This window comes from Sinimarinibacterium flocculans, from assembly GCF_003201205.1.
Classification (GTDB): domain Bacteria; phylum Pseudomonadota; class Gammaproteobacteria; order Nevskiales; family Nevskiaceae; genus Solimonas; species Solimonas flocculans.
Genome location: NZ_QICN01000003.1, coordinates 340,213 through 362,515 on the forward strand (window position 1 = coordinate 340,213; position 22,303 = coordinate 362,515).

At 68.9% G+C, this 22,303-nt stretch carries 24 protein-coding genes; 14 read left to right on the top strand and 10 right to left on the bottom strand.

Going from position 1 to position 22,303, the window contains the following annotated elements:
• The first annotated feature begins 39 nt into the window (after positions 1-39).
• Entirely contained in the window at positions 40-777 is a 738-nt protein-coding gene (locus C8D93_RS07970) for an FHA domain-containing protein (protein ID WP_110264631.1), read from the top strand.
• 36 nt (positions 778-813) lie between these two features.
• On the opposite strand, the gene C8D93_RS07975 is transcribed toward C8D93_RS07970, so the two are convergent.
• Positions 814-2,946, bottom strand: a complete 2,133-nt coding sequence (locus C8D93_RS07975; RefSeq protein ID WP_110264632.1) for a PQQ-dependent dehydrogenase, methanol/ethanol family — start codon at positions 2,944-2,946, stop codon at positions 814-816.
• A 139-nt stretch (positions 2,947-3,085) separates the two neighbouring features.
• Here C8D93_RS07975 and C8D93_RS07980 point away from each other — a divergent pair, with 139 nt between their 5' ends.
• Genes C8D93_RS07980 through C8D93_RS08000 form a run of 5 tightly spaced genes read left to right on the top strand, consistent with a single transcriptional unit; the run spans position 3,086 to position 6,648 of the window.
• Positions 3,086-3,415 (top strand): ArsR/SmtB family transcription factor, encoded by a 330-nt coding sequence (locus C8D93_RS07980; protein ID WP_110264633.1) that lies wholly within the window; start codon positions 3,086-3,088, stop codon positions 3,413-3,415.
• Positions 3,412-4,443 carry an ACR3 family arsenite efflux transporter gene (gene arsB / locus C8D93_RS07985; RefSeq protein WP_110264634.1) on the top strand — a complete coding sequence of 344 codons (1,032 nt, stop codon included), beginning with the start codon at positions 3,412-3,414 and terminating at the stop codon, positions 4,441-4,443. Before C8D93_RS07980 ends, arsB begins: the two co-directional genes overlap by 4 nt.
• A complete protein-coding gene (gene arsH, locus C8D93_RS07990; protein WP_110264635.1) occupies positions 4,440-5,177 on the top strand; it encodes an arsenical resistance protein ArsH in 738 nt (245 codons plus the stop codon). Before arsB ends, arsH begins: the two co-directional genes overlap by 4 nt.
• Positions 5,174-5,590: an arsenate reductase ArsC gene (locus tag C8D93_RS07995; RefSeq protein ID WP_110264636.1), complete on the top strand. Its 417-nt coding sequence runs from the start codon at positions 5,174-5,176 to the stop codon at positions 5,588-5,590. Before arsH ends, C8D93_RS07995 begins: the two co-directional genes overlap by 4 nt.
• A gap of 41 nt (positions 5,591-5,631) precedes the next feature.
• A complete protein-coding gene (locus C8D93_RS08000; protein ID WP_110264637.1) occupies positions 5,632-6,648 on the top strand; it encodes a metal-dependent hydrolase in 1,017 nt (338 codons plus the stop codon).
• A 7-nt stretch (positions 6,649-6,655) separates the two neighbouring features.
• Here the strand turns inward: C8D93_RS08000 and C8D93_RS08005 are convergent, their stop codons facing one another.
• Together C8D93_RS08005 and C8D93_RS08010 are read right to left on the bottom strand one after the other, a co-directional pair.
• Complete coding sequence (locus C8D93_RS08005; RefSeq protein WP_110264638.1) at positions 6,656-7,075, bottom strand: MAPEG family protein; 420 nt, start codon at positions 7,073-7,075, stop codon at positions 6,656-6,658.
• 79 nt (positions 7,076-7,154) lie between these two features.
• Positions 7,155-8,618, bottom strand: coding sequence for an amidohydrolase family protein (locus C8D93_RS08010; RefSeq protein ID WP_110264639.1), 1,464 nt, complete (start codon positions 8,616-8,618; stop codon positions 7,155-7,157).
• Here C8D93_RS08010 and C8D93_RS08015 point away from each other — a divergent pair.
• The gene (locus tag C8D93_RS08015) at positions 8,575-9,393 is read left to right on the top strand and encodes a class I SAM-dependent methyltransferase (RefSeq protein ID WP_211307260.1); all 819 of its coding nucleotides are present in this window, start codon (positions 8,575-8,577) and stop codon (positions 9,391-9,393) included. The genes C8D93_RS08010 and C8D93_RS08015 overlap by 44 nt on opposite strands.
• Before the next feature lie 8 nt (positions 9,394-9,401).
• Here C8D93_RS08015 and C8D93_RS08020 read toward each other — a convergent pair whose 3' ends face one another.
• Positions 9,402-10,283 carry a crotonase/enoyl-CoA hydratase family protein gene (locus C8D93_RS08020; RefSeq protein ID WP_110264641.1) on the bottom strand — a complete coding sequence of 294 codons (882 nt, stop codon included), beginning with the start codon at positions 10,281-10,283 and terminating at the stop codon, positions 9,402-9,404.
• A 106-nt stretch (positions 10,284-10,389) separates the two neighbouring features.
• On the opposite strand from C8D93_RS08020, the gene C8D93_RS08025 reads away from it, so the two are divergent.
• The gene (locus C8D93_RS08025; RefSeq protein WP_110264642.1) at positions 10,390-10,986 is read left to right on the top strand and encodes a uracil-DNA glycosylase family protein; all 597 of its coding nucleotides are present in this window, start codon (positions 10,390-10,392) and stop codon (positions 10,984-10,986) included.
• Between the two features lie 6 nt (positions 10,987-10,992).
• Here C8D93_RS08025 and C8D93_RS08030 read toward each other — a convergent pair whose 3' ends face one another.
• Positions 10,993-12,570: an inorganic phosphate transporter gene (locus tag C8D93_RS08030; RefSeq protein ID WP_110264643.1), complete on the bottom strand. Its 1,578-nt coding sequence runs from the start codon at positions 12,568-12,570 to the stop codon at positions 10,993-10,995.
• A 164-nt stretch (positions 12,571-12,734) separates the two neighbouring features.
• Between C8D93_RS08030 and C8D93_RS08035 the strand changes: the two genes are divergently transcribed.
• The 6 genes from C8D93_RS08035 to C8D93_RS08060 all read left to right on the top strand — a co-directional run bounded on the left by C8D93_RS08035 (position 12,735) and on the right by C8D93_RS08060 (position 18,218).
• Entirely contained in the window at positions 12,735-13,658 is a 924-nt protein-coding gene (locus C8D93_RS08035; RefSeq protein WP_110264644.1) for an MBL fold metallo-hydrolase, read from the top strand.
• A gap of 56 nt (positions 13,659-13,714) precedes the next feature.
• Positions 13,715-14,944 (top strand): aminotransferase class V-fold PLP-dependent enzyme, encoded by a 1,230-nt coding sequence (locus tag C8D93_RS08040; protein ID WP_110264645.1) that lies wholly within the window; start codon positions 13,715-13,717, stop codon positions 14,942-14,944.
• A complete protein-coding gene (locus tag C8D93_RS08045) occupies positions 14,941-16,041 on the top strand; it encodes an MBL fold metallo-hydrolase (protein WP_110264646.1) in 1,101 nt (366 codons plus the stop codon). The genes C8D93_RS08040 and C8D93_RS08045 overlap by 4 nt, the downstream gene beginning before the upstream one ends.
• The gene (locus C8D93_RS08050; RefSeq protein WP_110264647.1) at positions 16,041-16,307 is read left to right on the top strand and encodes a YcgL domain-containing protein; all 267 of its coding nucleotides are present in this window, start codon (positions 16,041-16,043) and stop codon (positions 16,305-16,307) included. Before C8D93_RS08045 ends, C8D93_RS08050 begins: the two co-directional genes overlap by 1 nt.
• Positions 16,297-17,151, top strand: coding sequence for a sulfurtransferase (locus C8D93_RS08055; RefSeq protein WP_110264648.1), 855 nt, complete (start codon positions 16,297-16,299; stop codon positions 17,149-17,151). Before C8D93_RS08050 ends, C8D93_RS08055 begins: the two co-directional genes overlap by 11 nt.
• Positions 17,152-17,228: 77 nt before the next feature.
• A complete protein-coding gene (locus tag C8D93_RS08060) occupies positions 17,229-18,218 on the top strand; it encodes a sensor domain-containing diguanylate cyclase (RefSeq protein WP_110264649.1) in 990 nt (329 codons plus the stop codon).
• 6 nt (positions 18,219-18,224) lie between these two features.
• Here C8D93_RS08060 and C8D93_RS08065 read toward each other — a convergent pair whose 3' ends face one another.
• The 5 genes from C8D93_RS08065 to C8D93_RS08085 all read right to left on the bottom strand — a co-directional run bounded on the left by C8D93_RS08065 (position 18,225) and on the right by C8D93_RS08085 (position 22,301).
• A complete protein-coding gene (locus C8D93_RS08065; protein WP_110264650.1) occupies positions 18,225-18,785 on the bottom strand; it encodes a DUF3228 family protein in 561 nt (186 codons plus the stop codon).
• Complete coding sequence (locus tag C8D93_RS08070) at positions 18,785-20,062, bottom strand: mechanosensitive ion channel family protein (RefSeq protein WP_110264651.1); 1,278 nt, start codon at positions 20,060-20,062, stop codon at positions 18,785-18,787. Before C8D93_RS08070 ends, C8D93_RS08065 begins: the two co-directional genes overlap by 1 nt.
• 25 nt (positions 20,063-20,087) lie before the next feature.
• Entirely contained in the window at positions 20,088-20,885 is a 798-nt protein-coding gene (locus C8D93_RS08075; protein WP_110264800.1) for an AAA family ATPase, read from the bottom strand.
• A gap of 83 nt (positions 20,886-20,968) precedes the next feature.
• Positions 20,969-21,466 carry a TPM domain-containing protein gene (locus C8D93_RS08080; protein ID WP_110264652.1) on the bottom strand — a complete coding sequence of 166 codons (498 nt, stop codon included), beginning with the start codon at positions 21,464-21,466 and terminating at the stop codon, positions 20,969-20,971.
• Between the two features lies 1 nt (position 21,467).
• Complete coding sequence (locus C8D93_RS08085; RefSeq protein ID WP_110264653.1) at positions 21,468-22,301, bottom strand: TPM domain-containing protein; 834 nt, start codon at positions 22,299-22,301, stop codon at positions 21,468-21,470.
• Positions 22,302-22,303 lie beyond the last annotated feature (2 nt).

Sequence of the window (22,303 nt, forward strand, 5' to 3'; positions counted from 1 at the left end):
GCCGACGACAATGCGCGCAAAAGGGGAAGCGCGCGCATCATGCCCAAGCTGGTATTCGAGAAAGATGGAGCCGTCCGGGAATGGGATCTCGGCTCCTTTCTGGTTGCGATCGGACGTCGTCCGGACAACAACATCGTGCTCGACGACAAGTTCGTCTCGGGCCGCCATGCCGTGATCGGCTTCGAGCAGGGCCGCTACTACGTCGAGGACCTGAAGAGCAGCAACGGCACGCTGCTGAACGGCAAGCCGGTACAACGCACCCCGCTCGACGATGGCGATACCATCCGCATTGGCGCGCTGGAAATCCGTTTCGTCGACCGGCCGGCGCCGAGCATTCCGCTGGTGCCGACGACGCCGGTCAGCGCGCCCGACCCGTCGGCGACCGCAGAAGCCGACCTGCTCGACGAACTGGTCGGCTCGATCCGCTCGCACCGCGAGCGCGAGCAGCGCGAACGCGAAGAGGCCACCGCACGCGTCGCCGAGGAGTGGGAGAAGCTGCTGACGATGGCCGAGCAGCTCAAGGCCAAGGTCGCCGGCGATCCGCGGGTCAAGCACTTCGGCATCGACCGCAAGGCCGCCGACGTGATGATCCGCATCCAGCGCGAAGCCCGCGGGCCGCAGAAGCTGATCACGCTGGCGCTGCGCCACCCCGACTACCGCGGGCAGGTCCTGACCGGCATCTGGCTGATCCGCACTGACGAACCCGAGCGCTGCCTGCCGACGGCACAGGCCGTCGGCACCGAACTGGTCCGCGAACTGGCCTTCCTGCTCGCCTGATCCGGCGACGGACTGCCGCCTTCCGGGCGGACGCGGCTACCAGCCGCGCTTGGCCAGCTCCATGCGCACCATCAGCTTGATGAAGTCCCAGGCCTGACCGAGCTGATCCCAGACCGAGGGCTCGTGGCGCGCCCGTTGGCGGATGTAGTGCTGCAGCGCTTCGAGTTCGGCGTCGCTGAATTCCGCGAACGGCGGCATGCCGCGCGACATCAATGCACCGTCGCGCACGATGGCCGCAAAGGCCTCCGCCGACAGCGGCACGGTCGATGCCCGCAGGTCCGGGGCGTAGCCGCCGGCGACGACCGCGGTGCCGTGACAGATCACGCAGTCCTGGTAGATCAGCTTGCCGCGCTCGGCCTTGGCGGCATCGACGACGAATGCGGGATCGTCGACCGGCTCCACCTGTTCGACCGGCGGTGGCGAGTCCGGCAGCCTGGCCTTGCCATCGAGCGCGAACGCCAGCAGGCGCCGTGGAAACTGCCGGCCGACCCAGCCGTGCTGCGCCGCCAGCGAACCGAGCAGGGACGGTGCGCCGCCCCAGCCGGCGAGCACGGCGACGTACTGCACGCCATCGACCTCGTAGGTCAGCGGCGGTGCTTGCGTGCCCACCCCCATCGGATGACTCCAGACCTCGGCGCCGGTCTTCGCGTCGGTGGCGACGAAGCGCCCGTCGGCGAGTCCCTGAAACACCAGGCCGCCGCGCGTGACGATGACACCGCCCGCCGTCGCGCCCGGCGTCGGGTTGCGCCAGACCTCCTGCTGCGTAACCGGATTCCACGCCAGAAGCGAGGTGCTGCCGGCATTCTTCGGAATGTCGTCGAAGAAGCCCTTCAGCCCCATGACGTCATCCGGCGTCATCTTCCACGTGGCAGCCTTGCGCCCCTCGCCGTCGTAGACACCGGGCAGTTCGCGCGCCGGGATGTAGGCCAGACCGGTGTCCGGGCTGAACGCCATCGGATGCCAGTTGTGGGTGCCGCCGGAGCCGGGCCACACCAGCGCCGGGCCGTCGGTGTAGCGCGCGCCCGGGATCTCGACCGGGCGCCCGGTCGCGAGGTCGATGCGTTCGGCCCAGGTGACCTTGCCGATCTTCTCGGCCGAGATCAGGGTCCCGTCCTCGCGGTCGAGCACGTAGAAGAAGCCGTTCTTCGGCGCGTGCATCAGCACCTTGCGCGGCGCGCCGTCGAGCTCGAGCGTGGCCGTGACCATGTCCATCGACGAGTTGTAGTCCCAGGTCTCGTTGGGCGTGGTCTGGTAGTGCCAGGCGTACTCGCCGGTGTCCGCATCCAGCGCCACCACCGAGCACAGGTAGAGGCTGTCGCCGCCGTCCGGATTGCGCAGCTGTGCGTTCCACGGCGAGCCGTTGCCGGTGCCCAGGTAGACGCGGTTGTACTCCGGGTCGTAGGTCATCGCGTTCCAGACCGTCCCGCCGGCGCCGAATGTCCACCACTCGCCGCTCCAGGTCTCCGCGGCCCTTGCCATGGCCTCGTTCTCGAAGCCGTCGGCCGGATTACCGGGCACGGTGTACCAGCGCCAGAGCTGCTCGCCGGTATCGGCGTCGTAGGTCGTGACGTAGCCGCGCACGTGGCCGAAGTCGGCGCCGCCGTGGCCGATGATCACGCGCCCACGGCCGTCGCGGCCGCGCCAGACGCGCGGCGCGCCGGTGATGTAGCGGTTGTCGCCAGGCTCGGTGGTCTGCACCTCCCAGACCTTCTCGCCGGTCCTGGCGTCGAGCGCGAACAGCCGCCCATCCTGCACGCCGGTGATGACTTTGTCGTTCCAGAACGCCAGGCCGCGCGAGCCCCAGGCCATGCGCATCTTGCGCGGATCGACCTGCGGGTCGTACTGCCACAGCACGGCGCCGCGCTTCGCGTCGATCGCGTAGACGCGGCTGTAGCCCACGGCCGTGTAGATCACGCCGTCGATCGCCAGCGGCTGGCTGGAGACGTTCCAGACCTCGTCGAGTTCCAGCGACCAGGAGAGGCCGAGCTTGCCGATATTGCCGGTGTTGATCTGGTCCAGCGGGCTGTAGCGCTGCTCGCTGAAGGAGCGCCCCCAGGCCGGCCAGTCGCGGCCGTCGGCCGCGTCGGACAGCGCGGCGTTGTCCACGGCGGCAAAGGCCGTTCCCACCGCCAGCAGCGCCGGCACCGCGATCCGGAATCGAAGCGTCATCGTCTCCCCCTGCGCGCCCCGCCGGAGCTGACGGGACCTGGTCGCTGGCATTGTCGGCCACCTTCGCGCCCTCACCTTCAGCCGAATGCAGTATCCGCCACGGGTTGACGGCACCATTTGATTCCATAAAACTGGAACTATGAAACTACAGACCGCCGTCGCGCGCCTGTCGGCACTGGCGCAGGAGACCCGCCTGTCGATCTTCCGCCTGCTGGTGCAGAAGGGCCCCGAGGGCTTGTGTGCCGGCGACATCCAGGCCCGGCTGAAACTTGCGCCGGCCACGCTGTCCTTCCATCTCAAGGAGCTGACCCAGGCCGGCCTGCTCAAGGCCCGCCAGGACGGGCGCTTCATCTGGTACGCGCCGGACTTCAAGGCGATGAACGCGCTGATCGCCTATCTCGGCGAGAACTGCTGCAGCGGTGCCGGCTGCGAGATCACCGGCGCTGCCGCCGAGGATGCAAAGGCATGAGTGTCTTCGAGCGCTACCTCAGCCCGTGGGTCGCGGCCTGCATCGTCGTCGGCATCGCGCTGGGCCATCTGTTCCCCGCCGCGTTCGGCGCCATCGGCGACGCCGAGATCGCGCAGGTGAACCTGCCGGTCGCGGTGCTGGTGTGGCTGATGATCGTGCCGATGCTGGTGAAGATCGACTTCTCGGCACTGCGCGAGGTCGGCCGTCACTGGCGCGGCATCGGCGTGACCCTGTTCGTGAACTGGGCGGTCAAGCCGTTCTCGATGGCGTTGCTCGGCTGGCTGTTCATCGGACATCTGTTCCGCCCGTGGCTGCCGGCCGACCAGATCGAGTCGTACATCGCCGGCCTGATCCTGCTCGCCGCGGCACCGTGCACGGCCATGGTCTTCGTCTGGAGTCACCTGACGCGTGGCGAGCCGCATTTCACGCTGAGCCAGGTCGCCCTCAACGACGCGATCATGCTCGTTGCCTTCGCGCCCATCGTCGGCCTGCTGCTCGGCCTCTCGGCGATCGTCGTGCCCTGGAACACGCTGCTGCTGTCGGTGGGGCTGTACATCGTCGTGCCGGTGATCGTCGCGCAACTGCTGCGGCGCGCCGTGCTCGCCGCCGGTGGCGAGGCTGCGCTGGCGAACCTGCTCGCACGCCTGCAGCCGCTGTCGATGAGCGCACTGCTGGCGACGCTGGTGCTGCTGTTCGGCTTCCAGGGCGAGCGCATCCTCGCGCAGCCGCTGATCATCGCCCTGCTCGCGGTACCGATCCTGATCCAGGTCTACTTCAACTCCGGCCTCGCCTACCTGCTCAACCGGGCGAGCGGCGAGGCGCACTGCGTCGCCGGCCCGTCGGCGCTGATCGGCGCCAGCAATTTCTTCGAACTGGCCGTCGCCGCCGCGATCAGCCTGTTCGGGCTGCAGTCCGGCGCGGCCCTGGCCACCGTCGTCGGCGTGCTCGTCGAGGTGCCGGTGATGCTCTCCGTGGTCTGGATCGTCAACCGCTCGCAGCCCTGGTACGAACGAGGACTCCGCCCATGAACCATCACCGCCTGCGCGAACTGCCGGACCCCGATCATCTGCCGGCCCTGGACCTGAGCCAGGTGCGCGAGCGCCCGGCCGCCGATCTCGGCCTCGGCTACGGCGATCACGCGCCACGCATCCTGCTGTTGTACGGCTCGCTGCGCGAGCGCGCGTTCTCGCGGCTCGCGGTCGAGGAGGCGGCGCGATTGCTGCGCCACTTCGGCGCCGAGACCCGCATCTTCGATCCCTCCGACCTGCCGCTGCCGGACCAGGTAAAGCACGACGATCACCCGGCCGTGCGCGAGCTGCGCGAACACTCTTTGTGGTCCGAAGGCCAGGTCTGGTGCAGTCCCGAACGCCACGGCCAGATCACCGGTGTGATGAAGGCACAGATCGACCACCTGCCGCTGTCGATGGGCGCGGTGCGGCCGACGCAGGGGCGCACGCTCGCGGTGATGCAGGTGTCCGGCGGCTCGCAGTCGTTCAACGCCGTCAACACGCTGCGCCTGCTCGGCCGCTGGATGCGCATGTTCACGATTCCGAACCAGTCCAGCGTCGCCAAGGCCTGGCAGGAGTTCGGCGCCGACAACCGCATGCGGCCGTCGAGCTACTACGACCGCATCGTCGACGTGATGGAGGAGCTGGTGCGCATCACCGTGCTGATGCGTCCGCATGTCGCCGCACTGACCGACCGCTACTCAGAACGCCGCGAAGCCGCGGCCAAGAAAACCGCCGCCGCCGCTAGCTCATGAAAAAGATGCTCTTCCTCTGCGTCGCCAATTCCGCGCGCAGCCAGATGGCCGAAGGCCTCGCCCGTCATCGCTTCGGCGATCGCGCCGAGGTCGTCAGCGCCGGTTCGCAGCCCTCGCGCGTGAACCCGCTGGCCGTCGAAGTCATGCAGGAGATCGGCATCGATATCCGCAGCCATCACTCCAAGTCGGTCGACACGCTCGATGCCGCGCGCTTCGACCTGGTGATCACGCTGTGCGCGGACGAAGTGTGCCCGGTCCTGCCGGGCACCGTGCAGCGGCTGCACTGGCCGATTCCGGACCCGGCCGCCGTCGACGCACAGGCCGACCGCGCCGCGGCGCTGCAGGCGTTCCGCGACGCGCGCGACGCGATCGACGCGCGCCTGCAGACGATCCGCACGCTCGTCGACGCCTGATCCCTTCGCAGCGCCGCGGTTTGCGGCTAGGCTGCGCGCCGATGGATTCCGTTTCGCAGATCGCGCTGGGCGCTGCCGTCAGTGTCGCCGCCATGGGTCGGCACACCTCGCTGGGCCGCGCCGCGCTGTGGGGCGCGGTCTGCGGCACGCTGCCCGATCTCGATGCGCTGGTCGATCACGGCGACGCGGTGCGCAACATGGTCCTGCATCGCGCCGAAACCCATGCGCCGTTCTACCTCGTCCTGGCGGCGCCGCTGCTCGCGGCGCTGATCGCCGTGCTGCACGGCGAGGCACGGCTGTTCCGGCGCTGGTGGCTCGCGGTCACGCTGGTGCTGGTCACACATCCGCTGCTCGACGTGATGACGATCTACGGCACCCAGCTCGGGCTGCCGTTCACGAACCATCCCTACGGTGTCGGCAGCATCTTCATCATCGACCCGCTGTACACGCTGTCGCTGGTCGTCGGCGTCATCGCCGCGCTGCGCCTTCCGGACGACGACGGGCTGCGCTGGAATCTCGCCGGCATCGCATTGAGCTGTCTCTATCTCGCCTGGGGCTTCACGGTGCAGCAGCAGGTGCGCGGGATCGCTGCGCAGCAATTGCAGGCGCAGGGACTGCCGGTCGAGCGCCTGCTGGCGACGCCGACGCCGTTCAACAGCCTGCTGTGGCGCGTCGTCGCGGTGACGCCGGAGGCCTACTTCGAGGGCTTCCGCTCGATCCTCGACGGCGACGAAGCGATCCGTTTCGTCCGCCACGAGCGCCACCCGGCGCTGTACGAAACGCTCAGGGAGCACGAACCGGTCGCCCGCATCGCGGCGTTCAGCCACGGCTTCTTCGCGATGCAGGAACAGGGCGGACAGGTGCTGATCAGCGACCTGCGCATGGGACAGGCGCCGTATTTCTTCTTCACCTTTGCCGTCGCCAACACCGACGACGGCGCCGCTCCGACACCGGTTCCACCGCAGCCCCTGCGCTGGCGGCCGCCGGCCGCTGCCGGCATGGCCTGGCTCGGCCGCCGCATCTTCGATCCGAAGCTGCCGGCGCCGGAGTTGCGATAGGAGCCGATCAGAACACCGCGATCGCGGCGCGGACCGTCAGCGCGAACAGCACGATCGACGACAACGCGAAGATGCTGAAGCGCACCTCGATCTTGTTGACCGTGGACTGGAACAGGCTGTGGATCACGCGCAGAACCACATAGGTCCAGGCGAGATTGACCGACCAGCTCGTGGCGTCGCCAAGCATCGCCAGCGAGAGCGCGACGGCGTAGAACAACGTCGGCATCTCGAACAGGTGGTTGTAGTTGTCGGCCTTCCAGCGGACGGTGGCCGGCAGCTGGTTCATCAGGTCGCGCGGCGGCACATGCGGATCCATCTTCAGCTTCATCTTCTGGATCGCCGGAAGGCGGGTGACGTACATCCACAGCCACATGATGAACGTCCACATCACCAGTGCGATCACCGGCTGCAGCATCACGATCGACATCGTTTCCCCCGGTTGCGTCGAATGACCGCCGGATCATCGGCCGGAGGCGCCGCGCCGCGCAATACCCGGGCGCGTCGGCTCAGCTTTCCCGGGCACGCAGGTTGAGGAACTCGCGCCGCGTCCGCGGACCATAGGTCAGGAAGTGAGGGTCGGCGTCGTTGCGCCCGTTCTCCCGTTTCCGGGCGACGGCGTCACGCTGCAGATGCACGCCGAGCACCTCCTCGGGCACGGGGTAGAGCTTCAGCGCATTGAGACCGAAAACCTTCTGCCGCAGCGCCGGCGTGATCTCGGCATACCCGTGCTTCTCGCGCAGCTCGGCGGCGATCTGGAACGTCCGGAACGCCTGGATCTGGTCCTGCGGCGAGCCGTACCAGATCGAATCCGTCCCCCACAGCAGATTATCCGGTCCGCAGGCCTGGATCAGCTTGCCGAGCGCATGCGCGGCCGAGTCCGGATCGCGCATCAGGTAGCGCCAGGTCGAGCCCAGCTCGGGATAGACATTGGCACCGGGCTTCATACCGTTGTCGCGCAGCGAGGTCACCAGTGCGTCGATGCCGTCGGTGCGTTTCGGATCGTACGGCCCCTCGCTTGCGCCGGGCACGAAGCCGGCGTGGTAGATCAGGAAGTTCACGTCCGGGAAGCGCTTGGCGACGCGGCCGATGTCGGCACAGGTCGAATGCTCGTAGGAGCGCGGGCCGAACGGAATGCCCTTGTGGATGGCGATGTTGCGGATGCCCAGCTTGCGCGCACGCTCGATCATCGCGATGCCGACGTCGTCGTCGAGCCAGAAGCCGCGGCCGTCAGGTCCCCACTGCGTATAGGTCTTCCATGCGGCGATGTCGTAGCTGCCGGCAAGTTCATCCATGCGTTCGAGATCGCCCGGCTGGTTCGGGTTCACGCGCGCATGCAGATACAGCCGGTGCGTGCCTTCGAGCTTCTCGACGATCTGTGCCGTCGCCGCCGCTTCCTCGATCTTCAGCGGCTCGCCCTCGTAAGTGGACGGCACGAAGGACAGCACCATCAGGTCGGTGTCGGAATCGATGAAGACGTCCTGGATGAACTCCTCGCCGGACAGGCACTGCAAGTAGCTGCGCTCGCCCGGCTGATCGGCGAGCGCGCAACCGGCCTTGTTCATGCCGGACAGCGGCCTCGCGCCCGGCGGCAGCGTCTTCGTCCACGCGCCGCTCGGATTCACGAAATGGCCCTGCACGTCGAAGATGAATTCGTTCTTGCGCAACAGCGCCTCGGCCACCGCTCCATCCACGGCGGCCTCCCCGGGCAACTCGAAGTAGCCGCCGTGCGCGCCGGCTGCCGCGTACGCCGCATTCATGCCCAGCAGGGTCGTCGCCGCGCCGCAGGCCGAAACCAGGAACTCGCGCCGCGGCATGCCGACGCGACGCGCATTGCGCGTCGCCGCTTCCAGCGCTAGGCGGTTGGCGTACCGGTGCGCCGGCGCCAGCGGAATGGGTGCGAACTCGCCGTTGGTCGTGGAGTCGAGCTTGACCGGCAGCCGCAGGCCGTCGGGATCGTGTCGGGATCGCATCGCGAAGCTCCTGCTCGAGCGGGTGGTGCCCTTCTGCAGACAGGCCTGCCGCGGTGAAGTTCAGGCGGGGGCGCACGATGTGTCACGTACGCGGAACCCGTGCGGGCTACAGTGCGGCCTGACCCGGCCCCGTACCGTCCCGATGACCGACCGCAGCGCACGCTTCTGGAACCGCATTGCCGAGCGCTACGCGCGGCAACCCGTCGCCGACGAAGCTTCGTACCGGCGCAAGCTGGACATCACGCGCCAGTACCTTCGCGTCGATACGGATGTCTTCGAGTTCGGCTGCGGGACCGGCTCGACGGCGCTGGCTCACGCACCGCATGTCCATCAGATCGAGGCGATCGACGTGTCGCCGAAGATGATAGCGATCGCTCGGGACAAAGCGGCAGCGGCCGGGATCGAAAACGTTCGCTTTATCTGCGCGGGCATCGCCGATTTCACTCCCGGGAATCGACCGGACGTCGTGCTCGGGCTCAGCATCCTGCACCTGCTGCCGGATCGCGACGACGCCATCGCCAAGGTCTACGGCCTGCTCAAGCCGGGCGGTCGGTTCGTCACCAGCACGGCCTGCCTCGCCGACATGCCGATTCACTACCGTCTGCTTGGCGTCGTGCTGCCTCTCGGCGCGTTGCTCGGCGTGCTGCCCACCGTCCGGGTGTTCTCGGAGCAGGAGCTCGCCGACAGCCTCGTGGCGAGCGGCTTCGACATCGAGCACCGCTGGCGTCCGGCGCGCGACAAGGCCGCGTTCATCGTCGCGCGCAAGCCGGAGTAGCTTGCGCGCTACTTCGCCCAGTCCTCGTAGAACGGCGGCAGGTCGTCCGGCACCTGGGCGGTGAAGTTCGGCGCGCGCTTTTCGAGGAACGAGGCGACGCCTTCCTTGCCGTCCTTGACGCTGGCGTAGAACACCGCGAGCGAATCGACCTTGTGCGCCTCGATCGGGTGATCCTGCGCGGCGTTGCGGTAGAGCATCTGTCGCGTCAGTGCGATCGCGACCGGAGAGCGATTGTCGACGAACTTGCGCGCCAGCCTGTAGGCCTCGGGCAGCAACTGGTCCGGCGGCAGGATCGCCTTCACCAGACCACCGCGTTTCGCCTCCTCGGCATCGAGGATGTCGGCGCTGTAGCACCACTCGAGCGCCTGCGAGATGCCGACGATGCGCGGCAGGAACCAGCTCGAACAGGCTTCGGGGACGATGCCGATCTTGCCGAAGACGAAGCCGATGCGCGCCTTTTCGGAGGCCAGGCGCACGTCCATCGCCAGCGTCATCGTCGCGCCGATGCCGACGGCGGGGCCGTTGATCGCGGCGATCACCGGCTTGGTGCAGTTGTAGATCGACAGCGTGACGCGCCCGCCGGTGTCGCGCAGGCCGTTGCGGATGACCGGATCGTCGAGTCGTTCGTTCATGTCCTGCAGCGTCGGCTGCAGGCTCTCGTCCAGGCCGAAGACGTTGCCGCTGCGGGTCAGGTCCATGCCGGCGCAGAACGCCCGCCCGGCGCCGGTAACCACGATCGCGCGTACGGCGGGATCGTCGCTCGCGCGCTTGAACGCGGCTTCCAGTTCGTCGGCCATCTCGACGGTGAACGAGTTGAGCTGATCGGGCCGGTTCAGCGTCAGCGTGAGAATGCCGTCGTCGACGGTCCAGTCCAGGGTGTTGTACGTCATGTCGGAATGCAGGTATGAGGGCGTCGGGCCTGCGATTCTGCGTCAGCCCCGCAGACGATGCACACGGGGCGGGCGGTCGCTGCCACCGAACAGCGGAGGTGAAGACATGTCGCGAACGCGGGGAGACGCATTGTCGAAGCTGCTCGGCGAGGTTCGCGCCTGCCGGCTCTGCGAAGCCGTGCTGCCGATGGCGCCGCGCCCGCTCCTGCAACTCAACCGGTCGGCGCGCATCCTCATCGCCGGCCAAGCCCCGGGACGACGCACGCAGGAGGCCGGCGTGCCGTTCGCGGACGTCAGCGGCGATCGCCTGCGCGACTGGCTCGGGGTCGATCGCGACACCTTCTACGATGCCCGGCGCATCGCGATCCTGCCGATGGGATTCTGCTTTCCGGGTAGCGGAAAGGGGGGCGATCTGCCGCCGCGACCCGAGTGCGCCGCCACCTGGCGCACGCGACTGCTCGCGCAGCTCCCGCGGCTGCAGCTGACGCTGGTGATCGGTCAGTACGCGGCGGCCTGGCACCTGCCGCAGGCGTCGGGACAGCGCCTCACCGATCTGGCGGCCGACTGGCGCCGCTACTGGCCGCGGCTGCTGCCGATGCCGCATCCGAGCCCGCGCAATCAGCGCTGGCTGCGCGACAATCCGTGGTTCGCGGCCGAGGTACTGCCGGCGCTGCGCGAGCGGGTGAAGGCCCTGACCGCCTGAGCCTGCCTACGGCAGCATCGCGCCGCGGATCGCGTAGTAGATCACCGCCGCCATCAGCGCCGAGGCCGGCACGGTGATGATCCAGGCGGCGATCACGCGCATCAGCACCGAGCGCTTGACCAGGTTCTTGCGGTGCGCCTTGCGCAGGTCCTTGCGCTCCTGCTTCGAGATGTAGCCCTGCCCGAGCCGGGTCTGCTGCTTGAGTTCCTTGAGCATGCGGCTCTTCTCCGGCATCGGCGCCGCTTCGAAGGCCTGCAGGAAGGCTTCGACCGCATCGTGTCCGCTGTCCTGGTCGGCGTGGTGCTGCTTGATCTCCTCGATGATGCGTTCGTAATTGGCCTTGAGGTACTCGCGCAGAAAGCCGACGCCGAAGACCGCGCCGAGGGCGACATGCGTCGTGCTGATCGGCAGGCCGAGCTGCGAGGCGACGATCACCGTGATCGCGGCGGCCATCGCGATGGTGTAGGCCCGCATCGGGTCGATCTCGGTGATCTCGCTGCCGACGGTGCGGATCAGCCGTGGCCCGTACAGCGCCAGGCCCACGGCGAGCCCCAGCGCGCCGAGCGCCAGAATCCAGGGCGGCACCGCCGCCTTGGCGCCGCCGACCGAGGCATGCATCAGGCTGTCGTAGATCGCCGCGAGCGGGCCGACCGCGTTGGCGACGTCGTTGGAGCCGTGCGCGAAACTCAGCAGTGCCGCGGCGAACATCAGCGGCGCGGTGAACAGGCGGTTCACGCCCTCCCGATCATTGCTGAGCCACTCGGATTTCTGCGCCACGCGCTGCCGCGTGTACAGGTACACGAGGATGCCGACGACGGCGCCGTTAACCGTGGCGACGACGAAGCTGACCTTGACGATCTGGCTCAGCCCCTTCAGCAGCAGGTAGGTGGAGAAGGCCCAGGCCATGAAGCCGAGCAGTACCGGCACCATGCGCCGCGCCGCCTCCATCAGATCGCCCTGATAGGTGATCGTGCGCTTGATCGCGTAGAGGATCAGCGCCGCGATCACGCCGCCGAACACCGGCGAGATCACCCAGCTCATCGCGATCTGACCCATGGTGCCCCAGTTGGCGATGTCCCAGCCCGCGGCGGCAATGCCGGCCCCGAGCACGCCGCCGACGATGGAGTGCGTGGTCGAGACCGGCGCGCCCATCATCGTCGCCAGGTTCAGCCACAGGGCGCCGGCGAGCAGCGCCGCCATCATCAGCCAGACGAAGGTCTGCGGATCGGCGATGCGCGTCGGGTCGATGATGCCGCCCTTGATCGTCGTCACCACGTCGCCCCCCGCGACGATCGCGCCCGTGGCCTCGAAGATGGCGGCGATGACGATCGCGCGGAACATCGTGATCGCCCGCGCACCGACCGCGGGCCCGACATTGTTGGCGACGTCGTTGGCGCCGATGTTCATCGCCATGTAGGCGCCGAAGGCCGTGGCGACGACCAGCGTCAGGCTCGCGTCGCCGAAGCGCAGCACGGCGAACAGGCTCACCGCCGCCATGAACAGCACGGCCAGCGCAAAGCGGATCAGGCGCAGGGCCGAGGCTTCCGGCGCGGTGGCTGCAGGAGCGGGATTCTGCGACGTCATGCGGGGGCATCTCGCGAGTGCGTGGACGCGCATGTTAAGGAAATGCTTCCGTTTTGTGACAGACGGGCCGCCGACCGGGAGACGCAGCGACCGGGCCGGGCCCCGGCGCTGCTACAGTTAGACGTGCATTTCCATGGGGCCGCGGCCCGCCGGGGGAGAAAACCATGCGCGCGAAGTCGATCGCCACGCTGACCGTCCTTGCCGCCCTCGCCGGCCTGTACTGGTGGCTCTGGCTGGATCACCGGATGCCGGCCGACCGCGAATTCGCGATCGACGTCGCCGAGTTGCGGCGCCTGGCCGGCGAGGGCGACGGCGCCAAGCCGGACGCCGTGCGCTTCGAGAAATCCTCGGCGCTGGCCTTCACCGAGTCCATGATCGTGACCGGCGGGCGCTGGGCCGTGGTGGACATGCCGGTGTATGCCTTCCAGCTTCACTACCCGGACCGCACGATCGTCGTCGATACGGCGATGGACCGCAGCCTCGCCAAGCCGGCGTTCCTGCTGCAGTCGTTCGACGACGACGCCTATGCACGCGTCGAGCGTGCGTTGGACACGGCGGCGCTGATCGTCGTCACGCACGAGCACTTCGACCACAGCGGCGGCCTTGCGCAGCATCCGCGGCTCGCGCAGATCTGGCCCGCGGTGCGTCTGACCGAAACGCAGCTCGCGCACGTCGACCGCATGGCCCCGGCCACCCTGCCGCAGGCGCTGCTCGACGAGGCCGACGCCCTGCGCTACGAGCGTTACCACGCCCTGGCGCCGGGGGTCGTGCTGATCAAGTCGCCCGGCCACACCCCCGGCAGCCAGATGGTCTACGTGCAGCTTGCCGACGGGCGCGAGCTGCTGCTGCTCGGCGACGTCGCCTGGAAACAGCGCAACCTCGACCTCGTGCGCGAGCGGCCGCGCTTCGTCACCGCCCTGCTGATCCGTGAGGATCGCGAGGCCGTGCACGCGCAGCTCCGGGCCCTGCACCGACTCGCCCGCGAGCAGTCGGCGATCCGCCAGGTGCCGGGCCACGATGCCGGCGTCATCGACGCCCTCGCCGCGGAGGGCCTGCTGCAACCCGGGTTCGTGCTGCCGGCAACTTAGCAGGCGGCGCGCCGCTCGGCGACAATGGCGGCTCCCGCCACCCCGTCCCGCGCCGGATGCCCGCTCCCGATCTGGATTTCGTCCGTGCCCAGTTTCCGGCCTTCTCGGAGCCGGACCTGCAGCGACAGGCCTTTTTCGAGAATGCCGGCGGCTCGTACGTCTGCCGTCAGGTCATCGATCGTCTGGGCGAGTACTACCGTCGCCTGAAGGTGCAGCCGTACTACGCCTACGCCGCATCGACGGAAGCCGGGCAATGGATGGATGCCGCACACGAACGGCTCGCCGTGTATCTGGGTGTCGGTGCGGACGAGGTGCACTTCGGCCCGTCGACCTCGCAGAACAGCTATGTACTGGCGCAGGCCCTGGGACACCAGCTTCGGCCTGGCGACGAGATCGTCGTCAGCCAGCAGGAGCACGAGGCCAACAGCGGCGTGTGGAGACGCCTCGCCGACCGCGGCGCGGTGATCCGCGAATGGCCGGTCGACGCCGGCAGCGGCCTGCTCGATCCCGGGGCGCTCGACGGACTGCTGAGCGAACGGACGCGCCTGGTCGCCTTCACGCAGTGCTCGAACATCGTCGGTGCCCTCAACCCGGTGGCGGCGATCACCGCGAAGATCCGGCGCGCCGGTGCGATCAGCGTCGTCGACGGTGTCGCCGGGGCCCCGCACGGTCTGCCGGACGTCGCGGCGCTCGGCGCGGACATCTACCTGTGCTCGCTGTACAAGACCTTCGGCCCCCACCAGGGCCTGATGGTCGTGCGCCGTCCGCTGCTCGAACGACTGCACAACGAGGGCCACTACTTCAACGCCGCCGCGCCGCGCAAACGCCTCGTGCCGGCCGGCCCGGACCATGCCCAGGTCGCCGCCGCCTGCGGCATCGCCATGTATTTAGACGCGCTGGATGCGCATAACGGCGGCGCCGACGACGCCGGGCGTCCGCAGCGCGTGCGCGAATGCCTGCGGGCGGCCGAACAGCCGCTGATCGCGGAACTGCTGGACGCCCTGGGCGCGCGCAAGGACCTGCGCCTGATCGGCCCGGCACAGGCCGAGCGGCGCGCCGCCACGATCGCCGTCGTCCCGCGCGACGTTGCCCCGGGGGAGCTGGTGACGCGGCTAGCGGCGCAGGGCGTGATGGCGGCCAGCGGTCACTTCTACGCGGTGCGCCTGCTGGAGGCACTGTGCATCGACCCGGCGCGCGGCGTGCTGCGCCTGTCGTTCCTGCATTACACGAGTCCCGCGGATGTGCGCGCGGCGATCGAGGCCCTCGACCGGGCGCTGACGTCATGAGCCGGCAGCCTGCCGTGCGCGGGGGGCTGCTGTGGCGCCTGCTGCTGGTCGGCGCCGCATGGATGTCGCCGCTCGCCGGCGCGTCCGAAGCGGACGTCTTCGATTTGCAGATCCGACCGCTCAAGCCCGATCTCTACGTGCTCGAACGCCCCGACCCACTGCGCCAGCCGGTGGAGCCGAACGCCCTGGTGATCGTCAACGAAGCGGACGTCGTGGTGGTCGATGCCGGCGGCGTCCCGCGTTCGGCCGAAAACGCGATCCGCCTGATCCGCGGCATCACCGACAAGCCGGTCTCGGCCGTGGTCAACACGCACTGGCACGGCGACCACGTCCTCGGCAACCAGGTGTACCGGCGGGAGTTTCCGAACGTGCGGATCATCGCGCACGTGAACACCTACCGTGACATCACCGGCACGCCGATGCAGTACATCGGCCGTCAGGAACGCCAGTTCACAGATTTCATCGCGCAGCTCGAGAAGCTGGTCGCGCAGGGCACGGCCGCACCTCGGCAGCGGCAACTGCTCGCGGACGTGCGCCTGGCACGCGACGAGAACCGCAAGGTCACGCTGACGCCGCCGACGCTGAGCTTCACCGACGAGCTGATCCTGCATCGCGGCACGCGCGAGATTCACATCCGGCACCTGGGCCGCGGCAACACCGAGGGCGATGCCATCGTCTGGCTGCCGCGCGAACGCGTGCTCGCCAGCGGCGATCTCGTCGTGCTGCCGATTCCCTACGGCTTCGGCTCGTTCCCGAAGCAATGGATCGAGACGCTGGAAAAGCTCGCCGCCTACGACTTCGATCTGCTGGTGCCGGGCCACGGCGCCGTGCAGACCGACCGCGAGCACATCCGCCTCGTGCAGGCCATGCTCGCGTCCGTACGCGAGCAGGCGGCCACGGCGGTGGCCCGGGGGCTGGATCTCGAAGCGACGCGGTCGGCGATCGACCTGTCGCCATGGGAGCGCCAGATCGCCGGAGACGATCCGGAGCGTAAGCGCCTGTTCAAGGCCTGGTGGACCGATCCGATCACGCGCTCGGCCTGGCTGGAAGCGCAGGACCTGCCGATCGTGCAGGGCGCCGCGGACGAGACCGGCTGATGACCGCCTGCATCGTCTATCGCTGCAGCCGCCAGGACCAGATGTATCTCTACCTGCGGGAGGGGCTCGCGCTCGCCGACGTGCCGGAGGCCCTGCGTCAGCGCACCGGCCGGCTGTCCGAAGTCATGCGCCTGCAGCTGACCCCGGCGCGCCGGCTGGCGCGCGTCGACGTGCAGCGCGTGATCGAGCGCCTGCAGACCGATGGCTGGTTCCTGCAGATGCCCCCGGACGGGCAGGTCCGCGCGACCCTCAACGATGCCGACTGAGCCGGTCCCGCCGTTGATCGACGCCGTGACGCTCAGGCAGCGGCTGGCGGCGGCGACGGACCTGGTGCTGCTCGATGCGCGCCCCGATGCGAGTGCCTATGCACAAGGACATCTGCCCGGCGCGCATCATGCCGACCTCGAGACCCGGCTCAGTGCCGCGCACCGCCCGGGCGCCGATCCGCGCTGCGGCGGACGCCACCCGCTGCCGGCGCTGGCGGACTGGTGCACGCAGCTCGGGCGCTGGGGCATCGGCCCCGACACCACCGTGGTGATCTACGACGCCCAGTGCGGCGCGAACGCGGCGGCCCGTGCGTGGTGGATGCTGCGCGCCGTCGGGCATCGCGCCGTCCAGGTGCTCGATGGCGGATGGCCGGCGGCCCTCGCAGCCGGTTTCGTCCCGGTCCCGCACGCCGCCGTGGCCCGCCCTCGACAGCCCTATCCCGCAGACGACTGGCGGGCGCCGACGATCGACATCGATCAGGTCGCGCAGCGCGCCGGCGATCCCGCATGGTGCGTCCTCGACGTCCGCGCGCCGGAACGCTACGCGGGCCGGACGGAGCCGATCGACCCGGTGGCAGGCCATATCCCCGGCGCGACGAACCTGCCGTTCGCATCGAATCTCGACGGCGATCGCTTCGTGGACCCGGCGGTACTGCGCACCCGCTACCGGCAACTCCTCGACGGCCGGCCCGCCGACCGCCTCGTCGTGCATTGCGGCTCCGGCGTCACCGCCTGCCACACCCTGCTGGCGCTGGAACACGCCGGCCTGCCGGGCGCGGCGCTCTACGTCGGCAGCTGGAGCGAGTGGTGCCGCAGCGGCCGGCCGCAGGGGCGCAGCCCATGAGCGCGGCAACGCGCCGATCGCCCGGCACGGCGCGGGTGGTGGCACCGGGCCGACCGGCCGGATAGGCTGCTCCCATCATGGAACCCCTGCTCAACCAGCTCGCCGAGTCGGCGGCCGAGGCGCGCGACCTCGAAGGCCTGACGCGTCCGCTGCTCGAAGTCCTCGAAGCCGTGACCGGCATGGAGTCGACCTACCTGACGACGATCGACCTCGACCGCGGCGTGCAGAACATCCTGTATGCGCGCAACTCGGCGCAGATGCAGATTCCCGAGGGGCTGTCGGTTCCCTGGGCGGACACGCTGTGCAAGCGCGCGCTGGACGAGGGGCGTCCCTATACCGGCGACGTGTCCGGCTGCTGGGGCGACTCGGAAGCCGCCCGCGCGCTCGGCATTCGCACCTACCTGAGTCAGCCGGTGCTGAATCTGGACGGCAGCGTCTACGGCACGCTGTGTGCTGCCAGTGCCTCGCCGGTCGGCGTCTCGGACGCCACGATCAAGGTGCTGGCGATGGTGGCGCGCCTGATCGCCCACCAGGTCGAACAGGAGCGTCGCCTGTCCGAGCTGCGGCAGAGCAACGAGACGCTCAGCGCCCAGTCGCTCAGCGATCCGCTGACCGGCCTCCCCAACCGCCGCGCCCTGCAGCAGGAACTGCACCGCATACTCGCGCGCGCCGCGCGGGCCGGCAGCACGGTGCTTGTGGGCTACGTCGACCTCGACGGCTTCAAGGCGATCAACGACGAGCATGGCCACGACGTCGGCGACCGCTTCCTGATCCACATGGCGCATCGGCTACGGGCCGGCCTGCGCACCGGCGACTTCGTCGCGCGCGTCGGCGGCGACGAATTCGTCGTGCTCGCGCCGGACGGTGATGCGCCGCAGGCCTTCGACGAACGCATCGTCCGCTCCACGGCCGGTGCGTTCCGCTTCCGACAGATCGAGATCGACTACGCCGGTGCGAGTGTCGGCGTCACCCAGTCGAAGCCAGGCGAGTCCGATGCCCAGGCGCTGCTGGAACGGGCCGATGCCGCGATGTACGCGGTCAAGAAGGCGCGCCGGGCCGCTCGCTGACGGCGCCTAGGGTACGCGCCAGTTGGCGTGACGCTCCCAGTACTCGACGCTGCGCCGATAGGCTTCGCGATCCATCGGCACGCCGGAGCCGCCTTCGCCGACACCCAGCGCGTTGCGCATCATCGTGATCGGCGCCATCGGGATTTCCTGCGGCTCGGCGGTCGCCAGGCAGCCGACGACCCCCCAGTCGGCGTCGATGGCGTCATTCTCCTTCGCCATCTGCTCGCGCGAGTAGAGGATCACGATCAGATAGTCGGCGACCGGCGGGACGATGCCCTCGAACCAGCGCACCAGCACCGGCAGCTCGTCGCGCGTTCGTGCCTCGTAGCCGGAGCGCAGCAGGTGGCGATTGTCGTCGGTGATCGGCACCGTCAGGCAGCGGGTCTGCGTCCAGTTACGATGGACATGCAGCTTGCAGAACGGAGCGTAGCCGTCGAGCACCTTCAGCGGCGGATGTGCGTTCAGATGCGCCTCGAAGGCCTCGGGCGTGGCCCCCTGGACGGCATTGATGCGCGGCGGGCTCGGAAACAGGCGCGTGCGCGCGAACTTCGTCAGACGGATCTGCATCAGGCCTGTGGGTTGAGCAGTCGCACTTCGCGCTGCGGGAACGGAATCTCGATGCCGTTCTCGCGCAGCGTCTCGAAGATGATCAGCAGCAGGTCGCCGCCGACGCGGTTGCGGCCATCGTCGATGCCGTCCATCCAGAACTCGACGAACATGTTGACGCCGGAGTCGCCGAAGCTGTCGATCTCGCAGTCCGGACGCTCCTCGAACGGGATGTCCTCGCCGCTGATGACCTGCGGGTGTTTCGCCACCGCCTCGCGGATCAGCTCGCACAGCCGGCGGATGTCGGTGTCGTAGGCCACCGAGAAATCGACCCGATAACGCTGCTTGCGATCCTTGTGCGTCCAGTTGGTGAACGGCTGCGTGATGAACGAGTCGTTCGGGATCAGGATGTCCTTGCCGTCGAAGGTCTCGATCGTCGTGTAGCGCAGCGTCAGTTCGCGGACGTAGCCGGCCTTGCCGTCCTCGAACTCGACGTAGTCGCCGACGTTGAGCGAGCGGTCGAACAGGATGATGATCCCGGAGATGAAGTTCGACGCGATCGACTGCAGGCCGAAGCCCAGTCCGACGCCGAGCGCGCCGCCGAACACCGCGAGTGCCGTGAGATTGATGCCCATGACCTGCAGGAACAGCAGGCCGACGGCCAGCGTGAGGCCGATCTGGTAGAGCTTGGCGACGACCTCGCGCATGCGCAGGTCGAGCTTCTCCTGGCGGCGGATCGTGCGGATGCCGACACCGCTGAAGACCCAGCCCAGCCACAGCAGCAGCGAACCGAACAGCAGCACGCGCATCACGCCGCTGGCGGTGAAGCTGAGATTGCCGATCTCGACCGACATCGATTCGAGCACGGCGGCGATCGGCTCGAGCACGCCGAGCAGGTGCAGGGTCAGCAGCGGGATGCCGATGATCCGCAGGATGCGGCCGGCAATCGGTCCCACGCGCAGCGCGCGGATGCAGCTCTCGAACAGCCAGAGGATCGCCACGACCGCCGCGCAGCGCAGCACCCACTGCTGGCCGAGCAGGGTCTTGCCCAGGGCCGCCGCGACCAGCAGCAACAGCGCCGTGATGGCCGGCTGCAGGACCGGATCGAGGGCACCGATCAGCCGGCGCGGCAGCGAGGCCGGACCGGCGAGCCGCGACAGGCGCCGGTAGGCCAGCCACGCGAGTGCGAAGGCAGCGACGACGATGCCGAACTGCATCCAGGTCGTCGAATCGGCCAGCGCCTCCTCGGCGACGCGGGCCACGTCACGGGTCAGCGCGTCGAGCCGCCCCGCGGTCATCGTCGGTGCCGGTTGCGGCCCGCCGTCAGTTCGAGCGCCGTGCCATGAAGGCCACGCGCTCGAACAGATGGACATCGGCCTCGTTCTTCAGCAGCGCGCCGTAGAGCGGCGGCAGCGTCTTCTTGCCGCTGGCCTCGCGCAGCACGGCCGGATCGATGTCCTCGGCGACCAGCAGCTTGAGCCAGTCGAGCAGCTCCGAGGTGCTCGGCTTCTTCTTGAGTCCCGGAAGATCGCGCAGGCCGAAGAACACCTCCATCGCTTCCTGCAGCAGGTTCTTCTTGAGATTCGGGAAGTGGACATCGACGATCTTGGCCATCGTGTCCTTGTCGGGGAAGCGGATGTAGTGGAAGAAGCAGCGGCGCAGGAAGGCGTCCGGCAGCTCCTTTTCGTTGTTCGAGGTGATCAGGATGATCGGACGGTGCTTCGCCTTGACCGTCTCGCGCGTCTCGTGGACATAGAACTCCATCTGGTCGAGTTCGCGCAGCAGATCGTTGGGAAATTCGATGTCGGCCTTGTCGATCTCGTCGATCAGCAGCACCGGCTGCGTCTCGGAGTCAAAGGCCTCCCAGAGCTTGCCCTTGATGATGTAGTTGCGGATGTCCTTGACCGCCTCGTTGCCGAGCTGCGAATCGCGCAGCCGCGACACCGCGTCGTACTCGTAGAGACCGTGCTGCGCCTTGGTCGTCGACTTGATCGCCCAGTCGTAGAACGGGCGCTTGAGCGCGGCAGCGATCTCGCGCGCCAGCTGGGTCTTGCCGGTTCCCGGCTCGCCCTTGACCAGCAGCGGTCGCGCCAGCGTCACCGCGGCGTTGACCGCCATCATCAGGTCGTCGGTCGCGACGTAGCTCTCGGTGCCTTCGAAACGCACGGGATGTCCTTGATCGGGTGAGGGGGAATGCCCGCAGTCTACAGAAGCGCGGGGGCGTCCGGCAGTTCGTTGCCGGCGGCGCGCCCGGGCGGATGGCGCGCGAGCACGGCCGCCACCGCCTCGATGCCGGCGATGGCGCCCTCGCGGAATGCGCCGGTGCGGAACCGCGATTCCATGACCTGACAGCAGGCTTCCCATTGCGCCGCGGAGACGACGCCGCCGGCCACGCCTCGGTCGGCGACGATCTCGACGTCGCGGTCGGCGAGCAGCAGGTAGATCAGCACGCCGTTGTTGTGCTCGGTATCCCAGACCCGCAACTCCGAGAACACCTCGATCGCGCGCTCGCGGGGCGTCTGCCCCCGCCACAGGGCCGACAGCGGCAGGCCGGGCTCGACGGCGAAGCGGATCTGTCCGGCATGCAGCGATTCGGCGCGGCGCACGGCCTCCTCGATCGCCGCGAGCGTCTGCCGGTCGAAACGCCGCCGCACCATCAGGCTGCCGGTGCACAGGTGGCGGATGGCACGCAGGAGCCTCATCTCACCATCTCCCCGAGGCGCCGCCACCACCGAAGCCGCCCCCGCCGCCGGAGAATCCCCCGCCGAATCCGCCGCCACCGAAGCCCCCCCGCCCTGCGCCGCCACCGTGAAAACCGCCGCGCATGCCGACCAGGGTCGTGAAGAACACGGCCACGCCGACCAGGGCCGCGAAGAACGCCACGCCGACCAGCCACCAGATCAGCACGAAGCTCAGGCCGCCGACGATCAGACCGGCGAACGCCGGCCCGAGCGCCCGGCGCAGGCCCTGGCCGAGCGCCAGCGCGACGAAGAACAGCACCGGCAGGGCCGCAGGTGCCTCGCCGCGGGAGCCGGTGCGGCGCGTATCCGGCTCCGGCAGGGGCTCGCCGTCGACCAGGCCGATCAGGCGATCGACGCCGGCCTCGATCCCTCCCGGCAGGTCGCCGGCACGAAAGCGCGGGAGGATGACCTCCTCGATCACACGCTTGGCGATCGCGTCCGGGATCGCCCCTTCGAGACCGTAGCCGACCTCGATGCGCACGGCGCGGTCGCGCATCGCGACCAGCAGCAGCGCCCCGTCGTCCACGCCCCGGCGTCCGAGCCGCCAAGCCTCCGCGACGCGGATGGCGTACTGCTCGATGGTTTCCGGCTCGGTGGTCGGCAACACCAGCACCGCGATCTGGCTCCCCTTGGCTTGCTCGAAGGCGGCGAGCCGATCGCTCAGGGCCTGCTGCTGCGCGCGGCTGAGCGTGCCGGTCTGGTCAGTCACGCGAGCGACCGGCGGCACCGGCACCTCCGCCCACGCCGGCGCAGCGAGCAGCAGTGCCGCAGCGATCAGCCCTGCACGCAGGAACATGC

Coding starts and splice junctions, on each gene's coding strand:
- C8D93_RS07970 (WP_110264631.1), top strand. CDS start 40: ATGCCCAAGCTGGTATTCGAGAAAGATGGAGCCGTCCGGGAATGGGAT.
- C8D93_RS07975 (WP_110264632.1), bottom strand. CDS start 2,946: ATGACGCTTCGATTCCGGATCGCGGTGCCGGCGCTGCTGGCGGTGGGA.
- C8D93_RS07980 (WP_110264633.1), top strand. CDS start 3,086: ATGAAACTACAGACCGCCGTCGCGCGCCTGTCGGCACTGGCGCAGGAG.
- arsB (WP_110264634.1), top strand. CDS start 3,412: ATGAGTGTCTTCGAGCGCTACCTCAGCCCGTGGGTCGCGGCCTGCATC.
- arsH (WP_110264635.1), top strand. CDS start 4,440: ATGAACCATCACCGCCTGCGCGAACTGCCGGACCCCGATCATCTGCCG.
- C8D93_RS07995 (WP_110264636.1), top strand. CDS start 5,174: ATGAAAAAGATGCTCTTCCTCTGCGTCGCCAATTCCGCGCGCAGCCAG.
- C8D93_RS08000 (WP_110264637.1), top strand. CDS start 5,632: ATGGATTCCGTTTCGCAGATCGCGCTGGGCGCTGCCGTCAGTGTCGCC.
- C8D93_RS08005 (WP_110264638.1), bottom strand. CDS start 7,075: ATGTCGATCGTGATGCTGCAGCCGGTGATCGCACTGGTGATGTGGACG.
- C8D93_RS08010 (WP_110264639.1), bottom strand. CDS start 8,618: ATGCGATCCCGACACGATCCCGACGGCCTGCGGCTGCCGGTCAAGCTC.
- C8D93_RS08020 (WP_110264641.1), bottom strand. CDS start 10,283: ATGACGTACAACACCCTGGACTGGACCGTCGACGACGGCATTCTCACG.
- C8D93_RS08025 (WP_110264642.1), top strand. CDS start 10,390: ATGTCGCGAACGCGGGGAGACGCATTGTCGAAGCTGCTCGGCGAGGTT.
- C8D93_RS08030 (WP_110264643.1), bottom strand. CDS start 12,570: ATGACGTCGCAGAATCCCGCTCCTGCAGCCACCGCGCCGGAAGCCTCG.
- C8D93_RS08035 (WP_110264644.1), top strand. CDS start 12,735: ATGCGCGCGAAGTCGATCGCCACGCTGACCGTCCTTGCCGCCCTCGCC.
- C8D93_RS08040 (WP_110264645.1), top strand. CDS start 13,715: ATGCCCGCTCCCGATCTGGATTTCGTCCGTGCCCAGTTTCCGGCCTTC.
- C8D93_RS08045 (WP_110264646.1), top strand. CDS start 14,941: ATGAGCCGGCAGCCTGCCGTGCGCGGGGGGCTGCTGTGGCGCCTGCTG.
- C8D93_RS08050 (WP_110264647.1), top strand. CDS start 16,041: ATGACCGCCTGCATCGTCTATCGCTGCAGCCGCCAGGACCAGATGTAT.
- C8D93_RS08055 (WP_110264648.1), top strand. CDS start 16,297: ATGCCGACTGAGCCGGTCCCGCCGTTGATCGACGCCGTGACGCTCAGG.
- C8D93_RS08060 (WP_110264649.1), top strand. CDS start 17,229: ATGGAACCCCTGCTCAACCAGCTCGCCGAGTCGGCGGCCGAGGCGCGC.
- C8D93_RS08065 (WP_110264650.1), bottom strand. CDS start 18,785: ATGCAGATCCGTCTGACGAAGTTCGCGCGCACGCGCCTGTTTCCGAGC.
- C8D93_RS08070 (WP_110264651.1), bottom strand. CDS start 20,062: ATGACCGCGGGGCGGCTCGACGCGCTGACCCGTGACGTGGCCCGCGTC.
- C8D93_RS08075 (WP_110264800.1), bottom strand. CDS start 20,885: ATGATGGCGGTCAACGCCGCGGTGACGCTGGCGCGACCGCTGCTGGTC.
- C8D93_RS08080 (WP_110264652.1), bottom strand. CDS start 21,466: ATGAGGCTCCTGCGTGCCATCCGCCACCTGTGCACCGGCAGCCTGATG.
- C8D93_RS08085 (WP_110264653.1), bottom strand. CDS start 22,301: ATGTTCCTGCGTGCAGGGCTGATCGCTGCGGCACTGCTGCTCGCTGCG.